Raw genomic sequence first — 15,049 nt, 5'->3', positions numbered from 1 at the left:
CCGTTACAGCGGCACGCGGGCGATCAGCAGCAGATAGAGCCCGTAGCCGTAACCGAGCCCGGCCACCACCGCGGTCACCACGACCGCGGTGCGCGGCCGGGCTCGCGCCATGACGGCGGCCAGCGGCAGGAGCAGCGGGAAGGCCGGCAGCAGGAAGCGCGGCTTGGACTCGAAGAAGCCCGCCCCGCCGAAGGTGATCACCAGCAGGATCGCGGTGTACCCGAGCAGCGGCAGCGGCGTGCGGTCCAGTACCAGGAGCACCGCCAGCAGCCCGGCCATGGCCAGCAGGACCACCGTCACGGTGGTCGCGAGCGGCACGTGCCCGCCGGTCAGCACGCGCTCCGCGGAGCGCAGCGCGCCGATGCCGAAGTCGAAGCGGGAGCCCCAGCTGCGCTGCACGGCGAAATAGCCGCCCAGGGGGTTGCTCACCTTCACCCCGACGGCCAGGACGTACGCCGCCCAGCCCACCGGAGCCAGCAGCCCGGCCAGCCACACCTCGGGTGCCCGGGATCTTCGTACGGCGATCGCGTACAGGGCCATGCCCGAGACGGCGGCCGCGACGGCCAGCCCGGTGGGCCGGGTCAGCCCGGCCAGTACGGCGAGTCCGGCGGCCCACATCCAGCGTTCGCGCAGCAGGGCGTACAGCGCCCAGGCGGCGAAGGCGGTCAGCAGGGCCTCGGTGTAGGCGAGGGTCAGCACCACCGCGTGCGGCAGCGCCGCCCACAGTCCCACGAGCAGCAGCCCGGCGCGCGGGCCTGTCACCCGCTCCCCGACCCGGTAGATCCCGAGGGCGGCCACGGCGGCGGAGACCCAGGCGACGAGGAGCGCGGCGGGCACCATGTCGCCGGGCAGTATCCCGGAGACGACGCGTATGAGCGTGGGGTAGAGCGGGAAGAAGGCGTAGTCGCTCTGCACGGGCCCGGTTCCGGTGGCGGCTTCGGGCCACATCAGGGTCCGCCCGTAGCCGTGGGTGGCGATCCTGAGGTACCAGTCCGAGTCCCAGGACCGCCCGAGCACCTTCAGCGGGTCCCGCCCGGCCCACCAGGCCCCGATCGCGAGCACCAGCACCCCGGCCCCGCGCACGGCGGCGAACACCCCGAGCGCGATCACGGTGGTCGGCGCGGCCGACCGCACGGCCCGCACCGCGCGCATCTCCAGCGGCGACGCGGACACGGCCGCTCTGCCCGTTGCCATGAATCCCGACTCTCCGGCTCGCGTTGGGTCCGCCCACCCGACGGTGAGGGCTTCGGGCACTTGCTCGACGCACAGCTTCACACCGCCCTCACAACCCCGCAAGGACGCAGGGTGACCGGCGTCGGAACGCGCAGGTCCGCCCGCCGCCCGCCGCCCTGCGGGAGCGGCGTCCGATCGGTCCGGCCGCCGGCTACCGGGCGAGCCGGCCCAGGCGGGACACCGCCTCGCGCAGGATCTCCTCCCGCTTGCAGAAGGGCAAGGCACGAGCACGGAGCGCCAAGGATCCTCTGTTACTCAGAACACAATCTGAGTACAGTCTGAGTATGAGCCTTGCTTACCTGGGAGCCGAGCCCGAATCGGTTTCGTTCACGGACCTGTCGAGAAACCCGAAGGCCGTAGCCGCCCGGGCCGCCGCCCTCGGTGCTCTGCGTGTCACGCATCGGGACGCGCCCGACATGGTGCTGACGACGGCCGTGCATGCGGAGCGCACCGAGGAGAACCTCACGACGGCGTCCCGGCTCTTCCTCGCACTCATGAAGCATGATGACGGAGCCCGGTCGCTCCTGCTGGCGCTGCCCGAAGTCTTCCCTTGGGTGCGGCACCTGGACGACGAAGAGATGCGTGCGTTCATGGTGGAACTCCTGGAAGCGCTTTCCGATGCGGCGGAGCTGGGTGCGCGGGAGGCCGTGCACCGCGCGCTCGTCTCCTGGAGGGCGACGGCTCGTATCAACGCGGATCCGGTGCAGCTCAAGGAAGCTCTGCGTCCGCTCGACGGGGATGATCTGGGGCCGGTCGAGGTGGGCGGGTGAGCCCGAAGAAGGGTGATCGTGTCAGCGTCCCACCCCTGAGCGGGTGGAACGTGGTCTTCGGGACCACGGAGGCGGTGACGGGGTGGGAGGAACTGTGCCGTGCGGCGCTGCCCAGCGCCCACCGCTGCCTTGAGGCGCTGCGCACCGACCCGTTGTCGCGTGACAACTGGAACCGTCAGCACCAGCTGCGCGGGAGGCTCTCCACCAAGGAGTGGAAGGGATCCGCGCTGGAGCAGTGGGAGTTCGAAGTCACGAGTGGCGGGCGCGTGCGCTATTTGGTCAGCCCGGAAACGGAGACCGTCATTCTGGTCTACGCGTCCACTCGGCATCCCAAGGACACCGAGTAGCTCGTAGCTTCCGTGCGGCACGGGCTCCGGCTGGAAGGCCGGGCCCCATGCCCGCACGTCCATCTGGCTCGCTCTCAGCGGGCCAGCCGACCGAGGCGCTCAACCGCCTCCTGCAGTACAACCGTCCGCTTGCAGAAGGCCCAGCGGACCTGGGTCGCGCCCGCCGACTTGTCGTCGTAGAAGACCTGGTTCGGGATGGCGACCACGCCGCAGCGTTCGGGGAGGGCGCGGCAGAAGGCGAGGCCGTCCTTCTCGCCGAGAGGGGTGATGTCCGTGGTGATGAAGTACGTGCCCTGCGGCCGGAAGACCTCGAAGCCGGCCGCCGCGAGGCCGTCGGCGAGGAGGTCGCGCTTGGCGGCCAGGTCGGCGCGGAAGGCGTCGTAGTACGTGTCGGGCAGGGCCAGGGCCTCGGCGATCGCGTACTGGAAGGGGCCCGAGGAGACGTAGGTGAGGAACTGCTTCGCCGAGCGGACCGCCGTGACCAGCTCCGGGGGAGCCGTGAGCCAGCCGACCTTCCAGCCCGTGAAGGAGAAGGTCTTGCCCGCCGAGGAGATGGTGACCGTCCGCTCGCGCATGCCCGGCAGGCCCGCCAGCGGGGTGTGGGCGCCCTCGAAGACCAGGTGCTCGTACACCTCGTCCGTGACAACCAGCAGGTCGCGCTCGACCGCCAGCTCCGCGATCGCCGTGAGCTCGGCCGGGGTCAGGACGGTGCCCGTCGGGTTGTGCGGCGTGTTCAGGAGCAGCAGGCGGGTGCGCGGGGTGACGGCGGCGCGCAGTTCGTCCAGGTCGAGGACGAAGGCTCCGGCGTGGGGGCGCAGGGTGACGGGGACGCGTACCGCGCCGGCCATGGCGATGCAGGCCGCGTACGAGTCGTAGTACGGCTCCAGGGCGATGACCTCGTCGCCCGGCTCCAGGAGGGCGAGGAGGGAGGCGGCGATGGCCTCCGTGGCGCCCGCCGTGACGAGGACCTCGGTGTCGGGGTCGTGGCCGAGGCCGTAGAAGCGCTCCTGGTGGGCGGCGATCGCGGTGCGCAGCTCCGGGACGCCGGGCCCCGGCGGGTACTGGTTGCCGAGCCCCGTGAGGACCGCGCGGGAGGCAGCCTCGGCGATCTCCGCCGGGCCGTCGGTGTCGGGGAACCCCTGGCCGAGGTTGATCGAACCGGTGCGGGTGGCCAGCGCCGACATCTCCGCGAAGATCGTCGTGCCGAAGGCCGCCAGGCGGCGGTTCAGGAAGGGGCGGTCGCTGTTCACGGATGCGCTCATGGGCGTCATCCTGCGGGCAACCTCTGGACTTCCTCAAGTGTGCTTTGGGCCGCGCGGGCCGGGGGCATTCCCCCTTCACGCGGGACGCGGGGATCCCGCTCCCCCGGGAAGACCGGGGTGTGAGAGAGGTGGCGGACATGTGGTTCGTCTTCATTGTGATCCTGCTCTTCGTCGCGGCCTTCTTCCTGACCAAGCTGGTCCGGACCTCCAAGGGGCGGGGCTCGACCTCCCACCGGGGCCGCCGCAGCAGCTGGTGGGTGGACGGCGGCAGCTCCTCGTCGGGGTCGGGCTGCGGCTCCTCCTCCTCGTCGTGCGGGGGATCGTCCTCCTCGTGCGGTGGCGGCGGAGGGTGCGGCGGCGGTTCCAGCTGACCACCGGCGGCCGCGGCCGCGGCTGACGCTGCCGCCGGTGACCGCCGGCCGGCGGCCGGGACGGGGCGGCCGGGGCCGCGCGGCATCGCGTTGACGAGGGCGTTCGACGGCCCGATTGCCGTCGGGCGCCCTCTCGTTCGCCGTTGCATCACGACGCGCGGGACGCAACTTGTTGAACACGTGAACTGCGGAGCCCCCGGGGGGATGTAAACCCCGTCAAGTTGGGTAAAAACGCTGTGAGTGCCGTGCCTTTCATGATTCCCTCGGTTGAGTAGACCAGTCCTCGGACCTCCCTGGACTTCCTGTGGACCCGTGCCGGTTTCCCCCCACCCGTGCTTGCTACCGCTGGCGGGCCCCGGCCCATCTCCCTCGCGCGTTTGCGGAGCCGACTCATGCTCACGACCCTCCAGACCTCATACACCGACACGCGTGCAGCCGACCTCGCCTGGGCCCTGGGTCGGGACCGGCTGCCCGCCCTGGCCGTACTGAACCTCGAACTTTCGGGTGCGAAGGTGGAGTTGCGCCTGCTCGGAGCCTCCCATCAGGTGCTTCTGGAGGAGGGGGAGGTGCGCTGCTCGGAGACGGTCGCCTGCATGCCCGGCAGCAGTACGCCGCTGCCGCTCGGCGTGGCCAAGCGAGTCGGCGACTGGGAGTACGAGTTCGCCGCGCGCGTCGAGACCCTGTCCCGCGGATCGTTCGCCGGGCGGGCCCAGGAGCTGCTCGCGCTGGTGGCGGACCACCCGAACGGACTAGCGGGGACCTTTCCCGGAAGTCCGCACGCCTTCACCGCCATGCTCGCGCAGCACTACGAGGGCCAGGTGCGCTGGCGGACCTGGCACGCGTACCCGCAGGAGGGCCAGCTGGTGGCCACCCGGACGCGGGTGGGCGTACGGGTCGGGGCCCCCGCGGCGGCGGCCCTGGAATCACCCGCACTGCTCTAGGGGCCGTCTTGGGAGCGTCGGGCCGGCCCTGTGGGCGCCGGGGCGCGATTATCCCGCCACGGTTACGCCAACTGGCCGGATCGGTACGCCACTTGCACCCATGTGGGTGACCGGATGTCGGTGGGCGGTGACGTACGGTTCGCTTCATGATCGACCGTTCCGTCCCGCGCCGGGTGCTCCCGGCTCCGGAGCCTCGGGGCGCCGCGACCGTCCCGGCCGCCCTGCCCGTACGGCCCCGGACCGGCCGACTCCTGGTCCTGGCCACCGTATTCGTCTGCGCCGCCTGCGGTCTCGTGTACGAGCTGGAGCTGCTCGCCCTCGGCACGTACCTCGTCGGCGACTCCGTCACCCAGGCGTCGGTCGTGCTGTCCGTCATGGTCTTCGCCATGGGGGTCGGCTCCCTGCTCGCCAAGCGCTTCCGCCACCGGCCCGCCTTCGGCTTCGGCGCCATCGAGGCCGGGCTCGCCCTCCTCGGCGGGCTCTCGGCCATGGCGCTGTACGCGAGCTTCGCCTGGCTGGGGGAGTCCCGCCCCGCGCTGGTCGCCTTCTCCTTCGCCATCGGGGTGCTCATCGGCGCGGAGATCCCGCTGCTGATGGTCCTCATCCAGCGCATCCGCAGACAGGACGCGGGCGGGGCCGTCGCCGACCTGTTCGCCGCCGACTACGTGGGCGCCCTCGTCGGCGGCCTCGCCTTTCCCTTCCTGCTGCTGCCCGTGCTCGGGCAGCTCACCGGCGCCATGGTCACCGGCACCGTCAACGTGATCGTCGGGGGCGGGCTGGTCCTGTGGCTGTTCCGCCGGGACCTCAGCAGACGCTGCCGCTGGGTGCTGATCGCCGCGAACGTGACCGTACTGGCCGTGCTGGCCTCCGCGACCGTCCTCGCCGACGACTTCGAGCGGATCGCCCGGCGCGCCGTCTACGGCGGGGAGGTGCGGGTCGCCGTCCAGACCGGCGTGCAGGAGCTGGTGCTCACCGGCCCCCCGACCGGCTCCCCGCGCTCCCTCGACCTCTACCTCGACGGGCGGCTGCGGGTCAGCGGCTACGACGAGTACCGCTACCACGAGGCCCTGGTCCACCCCGCGATGACCGGCCCGCACACCCGCGTCCTGGTCCTCGGCGGCGGCGACGGGCTCGCCGCCCGCGAGGTGCTCCGCTACCGCGACGTCTCCTCCGTGACCGTCGTCGAGCTCGACCCGGGAGTGGTCCGGCTCGCCCGCACCGATCCGATGCTCTCCGCGCTCAACGCCCGGGCGTACGAGGACCCGCGCCTGGCCGTCGTCACGCAGGACGCCTTCCGCTGGCTGCGGGGGCCGGCCGCCGACGACCGCTTCGACGTCATCGTCTCCGACCTCCCCGACCCCGGCATCACCCCCAGCACGAAGCTGTACTCCCAGGAGTTCTACGGGCTGGCCGCGCGGGCCCTGCGCCCCGGGGGCCGGATCGCCGTGCACGCCGGACCGCTGGACACGCGCCCGCGTGCGTACTGGACCGTCGACTCCACCCTCCGCGCGGCCGGCCTGCGCACCGCCCCCTACAGCGCGGGCGGCCGCCTCACCGGCTTCGCCGCAGGACCCGACCGCACCCCCCTCGGCGTGACCGACGCGCCTCCCCAGGACTGGGGCTTCGTGCTGGCCGCCCGGGACCAGGAGCCCCCGCTGCGCGTGGACCGCGACACGCCCGCGCTGCGCTCCCTGTCGACCCGCTCCCTGCAGGACGCCGCACGCGACGCGGAACGCACCCGGATGCCCGGACTTCCGCCGTCGACCCTGCCGCACCCGCGGTATTCGTGACCCGGTGCGGGTCTCGTCGGTAGGCTCGACCACATGGAGCATCAGGTGTTCGTTCCGGTACCGGCAGACGACCTCCGCGCCGTGCTGCGCGATCCCGCCCGGGTGGCCCGGTGCGTGCCGGGACTCCAGCAGGACGCCGACACCGAGGCCGGGCCGGTCTCGGGCCGTCTCAAGGTCCGGGTCGGCGGGACCACCGTGACCTACCGGGGAGCCCTGACCGTCACCGAGCGGGATCCCGGGCACTTCACCTTCGACGGTGAGGGCACGGAGGTCCGGGGCAGCGGGACCGTGAAGTTCGCCCTCGACCTGCGGCTGACCCCGGCCCCGGACGGGACCCGGCTGGACTTCACCGCCGGGGCCACCGCCGACGGGCGCGCCGCCGCCTTCCCGCCCGGGGCCACGGCCACAGCCGTGCAGCGTCTGCTGGAGCGGGCCGCCGGAGCGCTGACCATCGGGTCCGTGCCCGACGACGAGGCGGCGGACGACGAGGTGGCCGACACCGTGAGCGACCCGGTGGCCGAAGCCGAGGCGGAGGCCGAAGCGGAGGCCGGCGCCGAGGAAACGGCGGACGGCGGGGACGACGTCACCGAGGTCAGCGCCTCCCTGTTCGAGGCCGAAGTACCGCCGCCGTCCCTGGACCCCTTCCTCGCCGGTCGGTTCGAGGGCGCCGACGGAGCCCCGCGCCCCCCGGCCGAGGCCGCCCACGCCCGCCGCACCATGATCGGCCGCAGTGCGGAGGAGGTGGACCACGCGCCGCCGCGCGGCCGGTACGCACCGGTCCCCGCGCCGGCCGCCGCCACCGCCGGTGACAGCCTGCGCTGGATCGCCCCGGCCGCGGCCCTCGCGCTGGCCTCGGCGGTCGTCATCGGCCGGGCCCTGCGCCGCCGTCGCTGACCTGCGCCCCTTGCCCCATTAGGGTCGACCGCATGAGTACGCAACTGAGCGCCGGCGGCGCCGAGGTGACGGTCGACCAGGAGAACGGCTGCCGGATCAGCAGCCTGCGCGTCGACGGGACGGAACTGCTGCGCCAGGGGCCGAAGTTCGGGGCCTTCCCGATGGTTCCGTGGTGCGGCCGGATCGAGAACGGGCGAATCCGCGACGGCGCGACCGTCCACCAGATGCCGCTCAACCACCCGCCGCACGCTCTGCACGGCTTCGGCCGCGACGCGCCCTGGCGCCCGGCCGGCGCCACCGCCACCGAGGCGGCCTTCACCTACGACCTCGCGGACCCTTGGCCGTACCCCGGCCGGGTGACCCAGGTCGTCGCCCTCGCCGAGGACTCGCTGACGCTCACCATGGGCGTGGAGACGTACGGCGACTCCTTCCCGGCCCAGGCCGGCTGGCACCCCTGGTTCCTGCGCAGCCTCCGGGCCGGCGGCCCGGACGTGGAGGTCGCCTTCGACCCCGCCTGGCAGGAGGAGCGCGGCGCCGACCACCTCCCCACCGGCAACCGCATCGACCCGAAGCCCGGCCCCCGGGACGACTGCTTCGGCATGCCGCACGGCGTCGACGTCACCCTCACCTGGCCCGGCGCCCTGGAACTGCGGGTCACCAGCCGGGCCGAATGGGTGGTCATCTACGACGAGGAGTCCGAGGCCGTCTGCGTGGAGCCGCAGTCGGGCCCGCCGAACGGGCTGAACACCCTCCCGCGCCTGGTCACCCCGGTGGATCCACTGGAGGTCTCCACGACCTGGACATGGCGGCGGCTCTCCTAGGCCCCCTCTAAGCTCAGAGGCATGAGTGACGTACGCGATGCGCTTCTGCAGCAGATCAAGGACAAGGCCGTCGTGCACGGCAAGGTGATCCTCTCCTCCGGTCGTGAGGCCGACTACTACATCGACCTCCGCCGGATCACCCTCGACGGCGAGGCCGCCCCGCTGGTCGGCCAGGTCATGCTCGACCTCACCGCCGACCTCGAATTCGACTGCGTCGGCGGTCTGACCCTGGGCGCCGACCCGGTCGCGACCTCGATGCTGCACGCCTCGGCCGCGCGCGGTCAGCGCCTGGACGCCTTCGTCGTCCGCAAGGCGCAGAAGGCCCACGGCATGCAGCGCCGCATCGAGGGCACCGACGTGAAGGGCAAGCGCTGCCTGGTGGTCGAGGACACCTCGACCACCGGCGGATCCCCGCTGACCGCGGTCGAGGCGGTCCGCGAGGCCGGCGGCGAGGTTGTCGCCGTGGCCACGATCGTCGACCGCGGTGCGGCCGACGCCATCGCCGCGGCCGGTCTCCCGTACCTCACCGGGTACCTCCTCGGGGACCTCGGCCTGTCCTAGGTCCGGCCCGGGCCCCTGCCCGGATCCGGCCCGGATCCCGCCCGGAACGGGCCCGGATCCGGCCCGGTCCGGCCACCGCACGAACTGGTGACGATGGCCCTCGGCCGCCCTTGAAACCGGCCTGACCTGCTCTTTCCCGGGCACCCGGGGTGTTTCACGTGAAACATCCCGGGCCGTTCGCCCACCACGTGAGACCGGCAGGCTGGACCCCCGCGCTGAGTCTGGAAAGATAGGCGCGACGATGACGTCGCCCCCAGGTCAGGGCCCGTAATAAGCACACTCCCCGCACATCCAAGGAGCGGACAGATGCCCATCGCAACCCCCGAGGTCTACAACGAGATGCTCGACCGGGCGAAGGCAGGCAAGTTCGCCTACCCGGCCATCAACGTGACCTCCTCCCAGACCCTGCACGCTGCCCTGCGCGGGTTCGCGGAGGCCGAGAGCGACGGCATCATCCAGATCTCCACCGGTGGTGCGGAGTTCCTGGGTGGCCAGCACAACAAGGACATGGTCACCGGCGCGGTCGCCCTGGCCGAGTTCGCGCACATCGTGGCCGCCAAGTACGACATCACGGTCGCCCTGCACACGGACCACTGCCCGAAGGACAAGCTGGACGGCTACGTACGTCCGCTGCTCGACATCTCCGCCGAGCGCGTGTCCCGCGGTCTGAACCCGCTCTTCCAGTCGCACATGTGGGACGGCTCCGCCGAGACCCTGGCCGACAACCTGGCCATCGGCCAGGAGCTGCTCGCCAAGGCCGTCGCCGCCAAGATCATCCTCGAGGTCGAGATCACCCCGACCGGCGGCGAGGAGGACGGCGTCAGCCACGAGATCAACGACGAGCTGTACACCACCGTCGACGACGCGATCCGCACCGCCGAGGCCCTCGGCCTGGGCGAGAAGGGCCGCTACCTGCTGGCCGCCTCCTTCGGCAACGTCCACGGCGTCTACAAGCCGGGCAACGTCGTCCTGCGCCCCGAGCTCCTCAAGGACCTCCAGGCCGGTGTCGCCGAGAAGTACGGCAAGGCCTCGCCGTTCGACTTCGTCTTCCACGGCGGCTCGGGCTCCACGGCCGAGGAGATTGCCACCGCGCTGGAGAACGGCGTCGTGAAGATGAACCTCGACACCGACACCCAGTACGCCTTCACCCGCCCGGTCGTGGACCACATGTTCAGCAACTACGCCGGTGTCCTGAAGGTCGACGGCGAGGTCGGTACGAAGTCGAAGTACGACCCGCGCACGTGGGGCAAGGCCGCCGAGGCGGGCATGGCCGCGCGCGTCGCCGAGGCGTGCGCGAACCTGCGCTCCACCGGCACCAAGCTCAAGTAGTCGGCCCGCAGAGCCGTACCGAAGGGCCCGGCCCCCGTCCCGTGACGGAGGCCGGGCCCTTCGGCGTACGCCCTGCCGGGGATGACGGCGGCGGCGAACAGGGGGCGGTGGACGGTGGCCGCACGATGGTGTGAACTGCCCACGGCGGTAGGTGTCGGGGGCACGTACTGCGGATCGACCGGGGGCGTGGCAAGAGGGGGCAGGTGCACATGAGGGCCGAGCGAACGCAGGTGAAGCAGGACCGCGCGGTGCGGACCCGCCGGGCCATCCTGGAAGCAGCCGCCGTGGTCTTCGAGGACCGGGGCTACGGCGCGGCCAAGCTGACGGAGATCGTCAAGCTCGCCAACGTCACCAAGGGCGCGCTCTACTTCCACTTCGACTCGAAGGAAGACCTGGCGCAGGCCGTGATCGACGCCCAGGTCAGCATGCACGCGCCGTTCACGCCCCAGGAGTTCAAGGCACAGGAGTTCATCGACGTCGGCATGGTCTTCTCGCACCGCCTCCGGCACGACGTACTGATGCGGGGCAGCGCCCGCCTCACCCTGGAGCAGAACGGCCGGGAACTGGACCGGGCGGCGCCGTACCAGCGGTGGATCGACCTGCACACCGCCTTGATGGTGGAGGCGAAGGAGCGCGGCGAACTGCTCCCGCACGTGGACCCGTCGGGGCCCGCGCGGCTCGTGGTCGGGGCTTTTGCCGGGCTCAACGTGATGGCGCAGACCCTCGGGCTCGAACTGGACCGGGAGGTCGCGGCGCTCTACGCGAGCGTGATGCCGAGCGTGGTGGTGCCGGGAGTGGCGGGCCGGCTCGACACCGCGCCGGGCCGCGGCGCGCGGGTGCTGCACGGTCCGAACTCCCACCGGTGCGACTGTTCGAGCACGTCGGCCACGTCGACCGCATCGACCGCGTCCTCGGAAGCCGCGGCAGCGTCCGGCTCCGGCTGATCCCGGCGCGGGGTGCGGCGCGGGCTGTGACGCGGGCTGCGACGCGCCACCGGTCGGTCCGGCGGCAGCGGCCCGGCAGACTGGGGGCATGTCCATTCACCAGAACCTGCTCGGGGGCCCCGCCCCCACCCACCTGCCCGACGAGCCGGGCCGCGAGGCCATCGCCGCCGGCACCCCGGCCGTAGAGGTGGCGGCCGCGCACCCCACCTCGTCCCTCGCCTGGGCGATCCTCGCCGACGAGGCCTTCGCCGCCGGCAGCACGGTCGAGTCGTACGCCTATGCCCGTACGGGCTACCACCGCGGCCTGGACGCCCTGCGTCGCGCCGGGTGGAAGGGCCACGGCCCGGTCCCGTGGGAGCACGAGCCGAACCGCGGCTTCCTGCGCGCCCTGCACGCCCTGGCCCGTGCGGCCGGGGCCATCGGCGAGAAGGAGGAGTACGAGCGCTGCTCGACCTTCCTGCGCGACTCGTCCCCGACCGCCGCGGACACGCTGAGCGCCTGAGTCGGTACGGCGGGGAGTGGCACGGACCGAAATTGTGTGGTCTGTGTCACTCTCCGCTGGAGCGCTGCCGCGACGGTGTCCTATGCTGCGGGCAGGGGACCGGGGCTCCACTCACCTCACGGAAGGGGCGGACCGCTACCCGGAAGCACGTGTCGAGGAGACAGCGATGTCGAAAACCCTTGATGCCTCCGGAGTCGGCGGGTCGGACACCCCGAACCTCGACTTCGACGGCACCACCCCGTACGAGGACTACGTCCAGGCGGACGTTCTCACCCACCTCCAGCACCTCCGTTCGGACGACCCGGGCGAGATGGTCTTCCTGGTCACCACCCAGGTCATGGAGCTGTGGTTCACGGTCATCGTCCACGAGTGGGAAACCGCCGCGAAGGCCCTGCGCGAGGACCGCATCCCGGTCGCGATGGATGCGCTGAAACGTTCCCTCCGTGAGCTGGAGGCCCTCAACGCCTCCTGGCGCCCGCTCGCCCAGCTCACCCCGGGACAGTTCAACGCCTACCGCGCCGCCCTCGGCGAAGGTTCCGGTTTCCAGTCGGCGATGTACCGCCGCATGGAGTTCCTGCTCGGCGAGAAGTCCTCCTCCATGCTGGTCCCGCACCGGGGCGCCCCGCGCGTCCACGCGGAGCTGGAGAAGGCCCTGCACGAGCCCAGCCTCTACGACGAGGTGCTGCGCCTGCTCGCCCGCCGCGGCCTCCCGGTCCCGGAAGCCGTCCTCGACCGTGACCTCTCGCTGCGCTACGAGCCCTCGGCCGAGGTCGAGGCCGTCTGGACCGGCCTCTACGCCGCCCCGGACGAGCACCTGGACCTGCACCGCCTCGGTGAGGTCCTCACCGACGTCGCGGAGCTCGTCTGGCGCTGGCGCAACGACCACCTGGTCGCCACGCGCCGCGCGATGGGCGCGAAGACGGGCACGGGCGGCTCGGCCGGTGTGACCTGGCTGGAGAAGCGCGCGACGAAGAACGTCTTCCCGGAGCTCTGGACGGCGCGCAGCCATGTCTGACGCCGCCCGCACCTCCACGGACATCGCGGCGGACCTCGGGAGCCGCGCGGCCGAGCTGGACGCGGCCGACGGCCTCGGCAAGCTCCGCGAGCGCTTCACCCTCCCCGACGGGGTCGTCTACCTGGACGGCAACTCGCTCGGCGCCCTCCCGGCCGGTGTCGCGGACACCACCGCCGACGTCGTCGCCCGGCAGTGGGGCGAGCTGCTCATCCGGTCCTGGGACGAGAGCGGCTGGTGGACCGCACCCGAGCGGATAGGCGACAAGCTCGCCCCGCTCATCGGCGCGGCCCCCGGCCAGGTGGTCGTCGGTGACTCCACCAGCGTCAACCTCTTCAAGGCCCTCGTCGGAGCCGCCCGCCTCGCGGCCCCCGGCCGGACCAAGCTGCTGGTCGACGCCGCCACCTTCCCCACGGACGGCTACATCGCGGAGTCGGCGGCCCGGATGACGGGCCTGACCGTCACCCCGGTGGACCCCTCGCACGCGGCCGGGGCCATGGACGCGGACACCGCCGTGGTCCTGCTCAACCACGTCGACTACCGCAGCGGCCGGCTCCACGACCTCCCCGCCCTCACCGCGGCGGCCCGCGCCGCCGGGGCGGTCACGGTCTGGGACCTGTGCCACTCCGCCGGGGCCCTGCCCGTCGGTCTCGACGCGCACGCCGTCGACCTCGCGGTCGGCTGCACGTACAAGTACCTCAACGGCGGCCCCGGCGCGCCCGCGTACCTGTACATCGCGGCCCGCCACCAGGCCGGCTTCGACTCCCCGCTCCCGGGCTGGAACGGCCACGCGGATCCGTTCGCGATGACCCCGGCCTTCGAGGCGGCGCAGGGCGCGACCCGAGGGCGCGTCGGCACGCCGGACATCCTGTCCATGCTGGCCCTGGAGTCGGCGCTCGACGCGTGGGACGGGGTGTCCGTGGAAGCCGTACGGGCCAAGTCCCTCGCACTCACCGACTTCTTCCTCGAATGCGTGGCGGCCTACGTCCCGCAGGGCCGGGTCGAGTCGGTCACCCCGGCCGAGCACGAGCGCCGCGGCAGCCAGATCTCGCTGCGGACCGAGAACGCCCGTGAGGTCATGGCGGAGCTCATCTCCCGGGGCGTCATCGGCGACTTCCGTGCGCCCGACGTCCTGCGCTTCGGCTTCACCCCGCTGTACGTCGGATTCGCCGACGCCGAGCGTGCCGCACGCACACTGGGTCACATTTTCGGGTGACTCGCTAGCGAAACGTCACATCACCGGGCGGACGGGGCCGCGGCCCCGTCCGCCCGGTCATTTTCCGGCCCCTGCACGGAACGGCCTGTTCCAGACTGATACGGTCCCGCTCTGCCGGAACACCGGAACATCTGTCCCCGCTGTCCCACGCGTTACCGAAAGGTTGAGCCGATGACGGACCCCGCCGCCGTGGAACGGGATGCCGCCGAGGCCGCCTCGGCCTTCGCCCATCCGGCCGTGGCGCCGGACGCGACCGCCGCGTACGGGGAGCACCCCGACCACGTCGTCGACTTCTACGCCCCTCGCGGTGAAGACCGGGGCCCGGTCCCGCTCGTGGTGCTCCTGCACGGGGGCGCGTGGCGCGCTCCGTACGACCGGCAGCACGTCACCCCCTTCGCGGACTTCCTGGCCCGGCGGGGTTTCGCCGTCGCCAACGTCGAGTACCGGCGTGGCAGTTCCCTGCCGCACCAGAACGCCGAGGGACCGGTCGCCGGACGCTGGCCGGAGACCTTCGACGACGTGGCCGCCGCGATGGACGCCCTTCCCGGCCTCGCCGAGACCGCGCTCCCGCAGGCCGATGTCCGCCGCACGGTCGTCACCGGCCACTCGGCCGGCGGTCACCTCGCGCTGTGGGCCGCCGCCCGGCACGTCCTGCCGGCCGGCTCCCCGTGGAGGCTGCCCTCCGCGCCGGTGCTGCGCGGCGTGGTGGCGCTGGCCCCGATCGCGGACTTCGCGGTGGCGCAGGAGCTGGGGGTGTGCGGCGGGGCGAGCGCGCAGCTGCTGGGCGGGCCGGAGCACTGGGACGAGCGGCTGCCGTACGCCGATCCGGCGGCGCTGCTGCCGACGGGGATCGCCACGGCGGTGGTGCACGGCCGGGACGACATCGTGGTCCCGCACCAGGTGGCCGAGGCGTACGTGGCGGCGGCCGCGAAGGCGGGGGAGATGGTGGGGCTGACCCTCCTCGACGCGGTGGGTCACTTCCCGCTGATCGACCCGGCGGCGGACGCGTGCGCGGTGGTCGCCGAGGAGATCTCGCAGCTGGCCTGGTGAGCGGAC

Annotated in this window: 16 protein-coding genes; 14 read left to right on the top strand and 2 right to left on the bottom strand. The window is 72.5% G+C overall.

Annotated elements, in window-relative coordinates; translation table 11 throughout:
- Positions 1–3: 3 nt before the first annotated feature.
- Positions 4–1,194: a glycosyltransferase family 39 protein gene (locus tag ACWGE1_RS15785; RefSeq protein WP_453421063.1), complete on the bottom strand. Its 1,191-nt coding sequence runs from the start codon at positions 1,192–1,194 to the stop codon at positions 4–6.
- A gap of 323 nt (positions 1,195–1,517) precedes the next feature.
- Between ACWGE1_RS15785 and ACWGE1_RS15780 the strand changes: the two genes are divergently transcribed.
- Positions 1,518–2,003, top strand: coding sequence for a prevent-host-death family protein (locus tag ACWGE1_RS15780; RefSeq protein WP_453421062.1), 486 nt, complete (start codon positions 1,518–1,520; stop codon positions 2,001–2,003).
- On the top strand, positions 2,000–2,350 hold the full coding sequence (locus ACWGE1_RS15775; protein ID WP_453421061.1) for a hypothetical protein: 351 nt from the start codon (positions 2,000–2,002) through the stop codon (positions 2,348–2,350). The genes ACWGE1_RS15780 and ACWGE1_RS15775 overlap by 4 nt, the downstream gene beginning before the upstream one ends.
- Positions 2,351–2,424: 74 nt before the next feature.
- Here ACWGE1_RS15775 and ACWGE1_RS15770 read toward each other — a convergent pair whose 3' ends face one another.
- Entirely contained in the window at positions 2,425–3,621 is a 1,197-nt protein-coding gene (locus ACWGE1_RS15770) for a pyridoxal phosphate-dependent aminotransferase (protein WP_453421060.1), read from the bottom strand.
- A 128-nt stretch (positions 3,622–3,749) separates the two neighbouring features.
- Between ACWGE1_RS15770 and ACWGE1_RS15765 the strand changes: the two genes are divergently transcribed.
- The 12 genes from ACWGE1_RS15765 (at position 3,750) to ACWGE1_RS15710 (ending at position 15,043) form a co-directional block, all read left to right on the top strand.
- On the top strand, positions 3,750–3,983 hold the full coding sequence (locus ACWGE1_RS15765; protein ID WP_453421059.1) for a hypothetical protein: 234 nt from the start codon (positions 3,750–3,752) through the stop codon (positions 3,981–3,983).
- A 392-nt stretch (positions 3,984–4,375) separates the two neighbouring features.
- Positions 4,376–4,924, top strand: coding sequence for a DUF2617 family protein (locus ACWGE1_RS15760; protein WP_453421058.1), 549 nt, complete (start codon positions 4,376–4,378; stop codon positions 4,922–4,924).
- Between the two features lie 146 nt (positions 4,925–5,070).
- The gene (locus tag ACWGE1_RS15755) at positions 5,071–6,714 is read left to right on the top strand and encodes a polyamine aminopropyltransferase (protein ID WP_453421057.1); all 1,644 of its coding nucleotides are present in this window, start codon (positions 5,071–5,073) and stop codon (positions 6,712–6,714) included.
- Positions 6,715–6,747: 33 nt separating this feature from the next.
- Complete coding sequence (locus ACWGE1_RS15750; protein WP_453421056.1) at positions 6,748–7,608, top strand: SRPBCC family protein; 861 nt, start codon at positions 6,748–6,750, stop codon at positions 7,606–7,608.
- 32 nt (positions 7,609–7,640) lie between these two features.
- Positions 7,641–8,429, top strand: coding sequence for an aldose epimerase family protein (locus tag ACWGE1_RS15745; protein WP_453421055.1), 789 nt, complete (start codon positions 7,641–7,643; stop codon positions 8,427–8,429).
- A 21-nt stretch (positions 8,430–8,450) separates the two neighbouring features.
- The gene (pyrE, locus tag ACWGE1_RS15740; RefSeq protein WP_453421054.1) at positions 8,451–8,990 is read left to right on the top strand and encodes an orotate phosphoribosyltransferase; all 540 of its coding nucleotides are present in this window, start codon (positions 8,451–8,453) and stop codon (positions 8,988–8,990) included.
- A 306-nt stretch (positions 8,991–9,296) separates the two neighbouring features.
- A complete protein-coding gene (gene fbaA, locus ACWGE1_RS15735) occupies positions 9,297–10,319 on the top strand; it encodes a class II fructose-bisphosphate aldolase (protein ID WP_453333925.1) in 1,023 nt (340 codons plus the stop codon).
- 209 nt (positions 10,320–10,528) lie between these two features.
- Positions 10,529–11,263: a ScbR family autoregulator-binding transcription factor gene (locus tag ACWGE1_RS15730; RefSeq protein WP_453421053.1), complete on the top strand. Its 735-nt coding sequence runs from the start codon at positions 10,529–10,531 to the stop codon at positions 11,261–11,263.
- Between the two features lie 88 nt (positions 11,264–11,351).
- Entirely contained in the window at positions 11,352–11,765 is a 414-nt protein-coding gene (locus tag ACWGE1_RS15725; RefSeq protein ID WP_361752303.1) for a DUF3151 domain-containing protein, read from the top strand.
- A 166-nt stretch (positions 11,766–11,931) separates the two neighbouring features.
- Positions 11,932–12,780: a tryptophan 2,3-dioxygenase family protein gene (locus tag ACWGE1_RS15720; RefSeq protein ID WP_453421052.1), complete on the top strand. Its 849-nt coding sequence runs from the start codon at positions 11,932–11,934 to the stop codon at positions 12,778–12,780.
- Entirely contained in the window at positions 12,773–13,993 is a 1,221-nt protein-coding gene (gene kynU, locus ACWGE1_RS15715; protein WP_453421051.1) for a kynureninase, read from the top strand. Before ACWGE1_RS15720 ends, kynU begins: the two co-directional genes overlap by 8 nt.
- Before the next feature lie 171 nt (positions 13,994–14,164).
- Complete coding sequence (locus ACWGE1_RS15710) at positions 14,165–15,043, top strand: alpha/beta hydrolase family protein (protein WP_453421050.1); 879 nt, start codon at positions 14,165–14,167, stop codon at positions 15,041–15,043.
- The last annotated feature ends 6 nt before the right edge of the window (positions 15,044–15,049 follow it).

The organism is Streptomyces sp. NPDC054932 (assembly GCF_053610205.1).
This window is presented reverse-complemented; position numbering and strand designations above follow the sequence as displayed.

Bases quoted from the DNA above. Each gene is read 5' to 3' on its own strand.
- ACWGE1_RS15720 (WP_453421052.1), top strand. From the start codon at position 11,932: ATGTCGAAAACCCTTGATGCCTCCGGAGTCGGCGGGTCGGACACCCCG.
- ACWGE1_RS15755 (WP_453421057.1), top strand. From the start codon at position 5,071: ATGATCGACCGTTCCGTCCCGCGCCGGGTGCTCCCGGCTCCGGAGCCT.
- ACWGE1_RS15750 (WP_453421056.1), top strand. From the start codon at position 6,748: ATGGAGCATCAGGTGTTCGTTCCGGTACCGGCAGACGACCTCCGCGCC.
- ACWGE1_RS15770 (WP_453421060.1), bottom strand. From the start codon at position 3,621: ATGACGCCCATGAGCGCATCCGTGAACAGCGACCGCCCCTTCCTGAAC.
- ACWGE1_RS15765 (WP_453421059.1), top strand. From the start codon at position 3,750: ATGTGGTTCGTCTTCATTGTGATCCTGCTCTTCGTCGCGGCCTTCTTC.
- ACWGE1_RS15785 (WP_453421063.1), bottom strand. From the start codon at position 1,194: ATGGCAACGGGCAGAGCGGCCGTGTCCGCGTCGCCGCTGGAGATGCGC.
- kynU (WP_453421051.1), top strand. From the start codon at position 12,773: ATGTCTGACGCCGCCCGCACCTCCACGGACATCGCGGCGGACCTCGGG.
- pyrE (WP_453421054.1), top strand. From the start codon at position 8,451: ATGAGTGACGTACGCGATGCGCTTCTGCAGCAGATCAAGGACAAGGCC.
- ACWGE1_RS15745 (WP_453421055.1), top strand. From the start codon at position 7,641: ATGAGTACGCAACTGAGCGCCGGCGGCGCCGAGGTGACGGTCGACCAG.
- ACWGE1_RS15730 (WP_453421053.1), top strand. From the start codon at position 10,529: ATGAGGGCCGAGCGAACGCAGGTGAAGCAGGACCGCGCGGTGCGGACC.
- ACWGE1_RS15725 (WP_361752303.1), top strand. From the start codon at position 11,352: ATGTCCATTCACCAGAACCTGCTCGGGGGCCCCGCCCCCACCCACCTG.
- ACWGE1_RS15710 (WP_453421050.1), top strand. From the start codon at position 14,165: ATGACGGACCCCGCCGCCGTGGAACGGGATGCCGCCGAGGCCGCCTCG.
- ACWGE1_RS15780 (WP_453421062.1), top strand. From the start codon at position 1,518: ATGAGCCTTGCTTACCTGGGAGCCGAGCCCGAATCGGTTTCGTTCACG.
- ACWGE1_RS15760 (WP_453421058.1), top strand. From the start codon at position 4,376: ATGCTCACGACCCTCCAGACCTCATACACCGACACGCGTGCAGCCGAC.
- fbaA (WP_453333925.1), top strand. From the start codon at position 9,297: ATGCCCATCGCAACCCCCGAGGTCTACAACGAGATGCTCGACCGGGCG.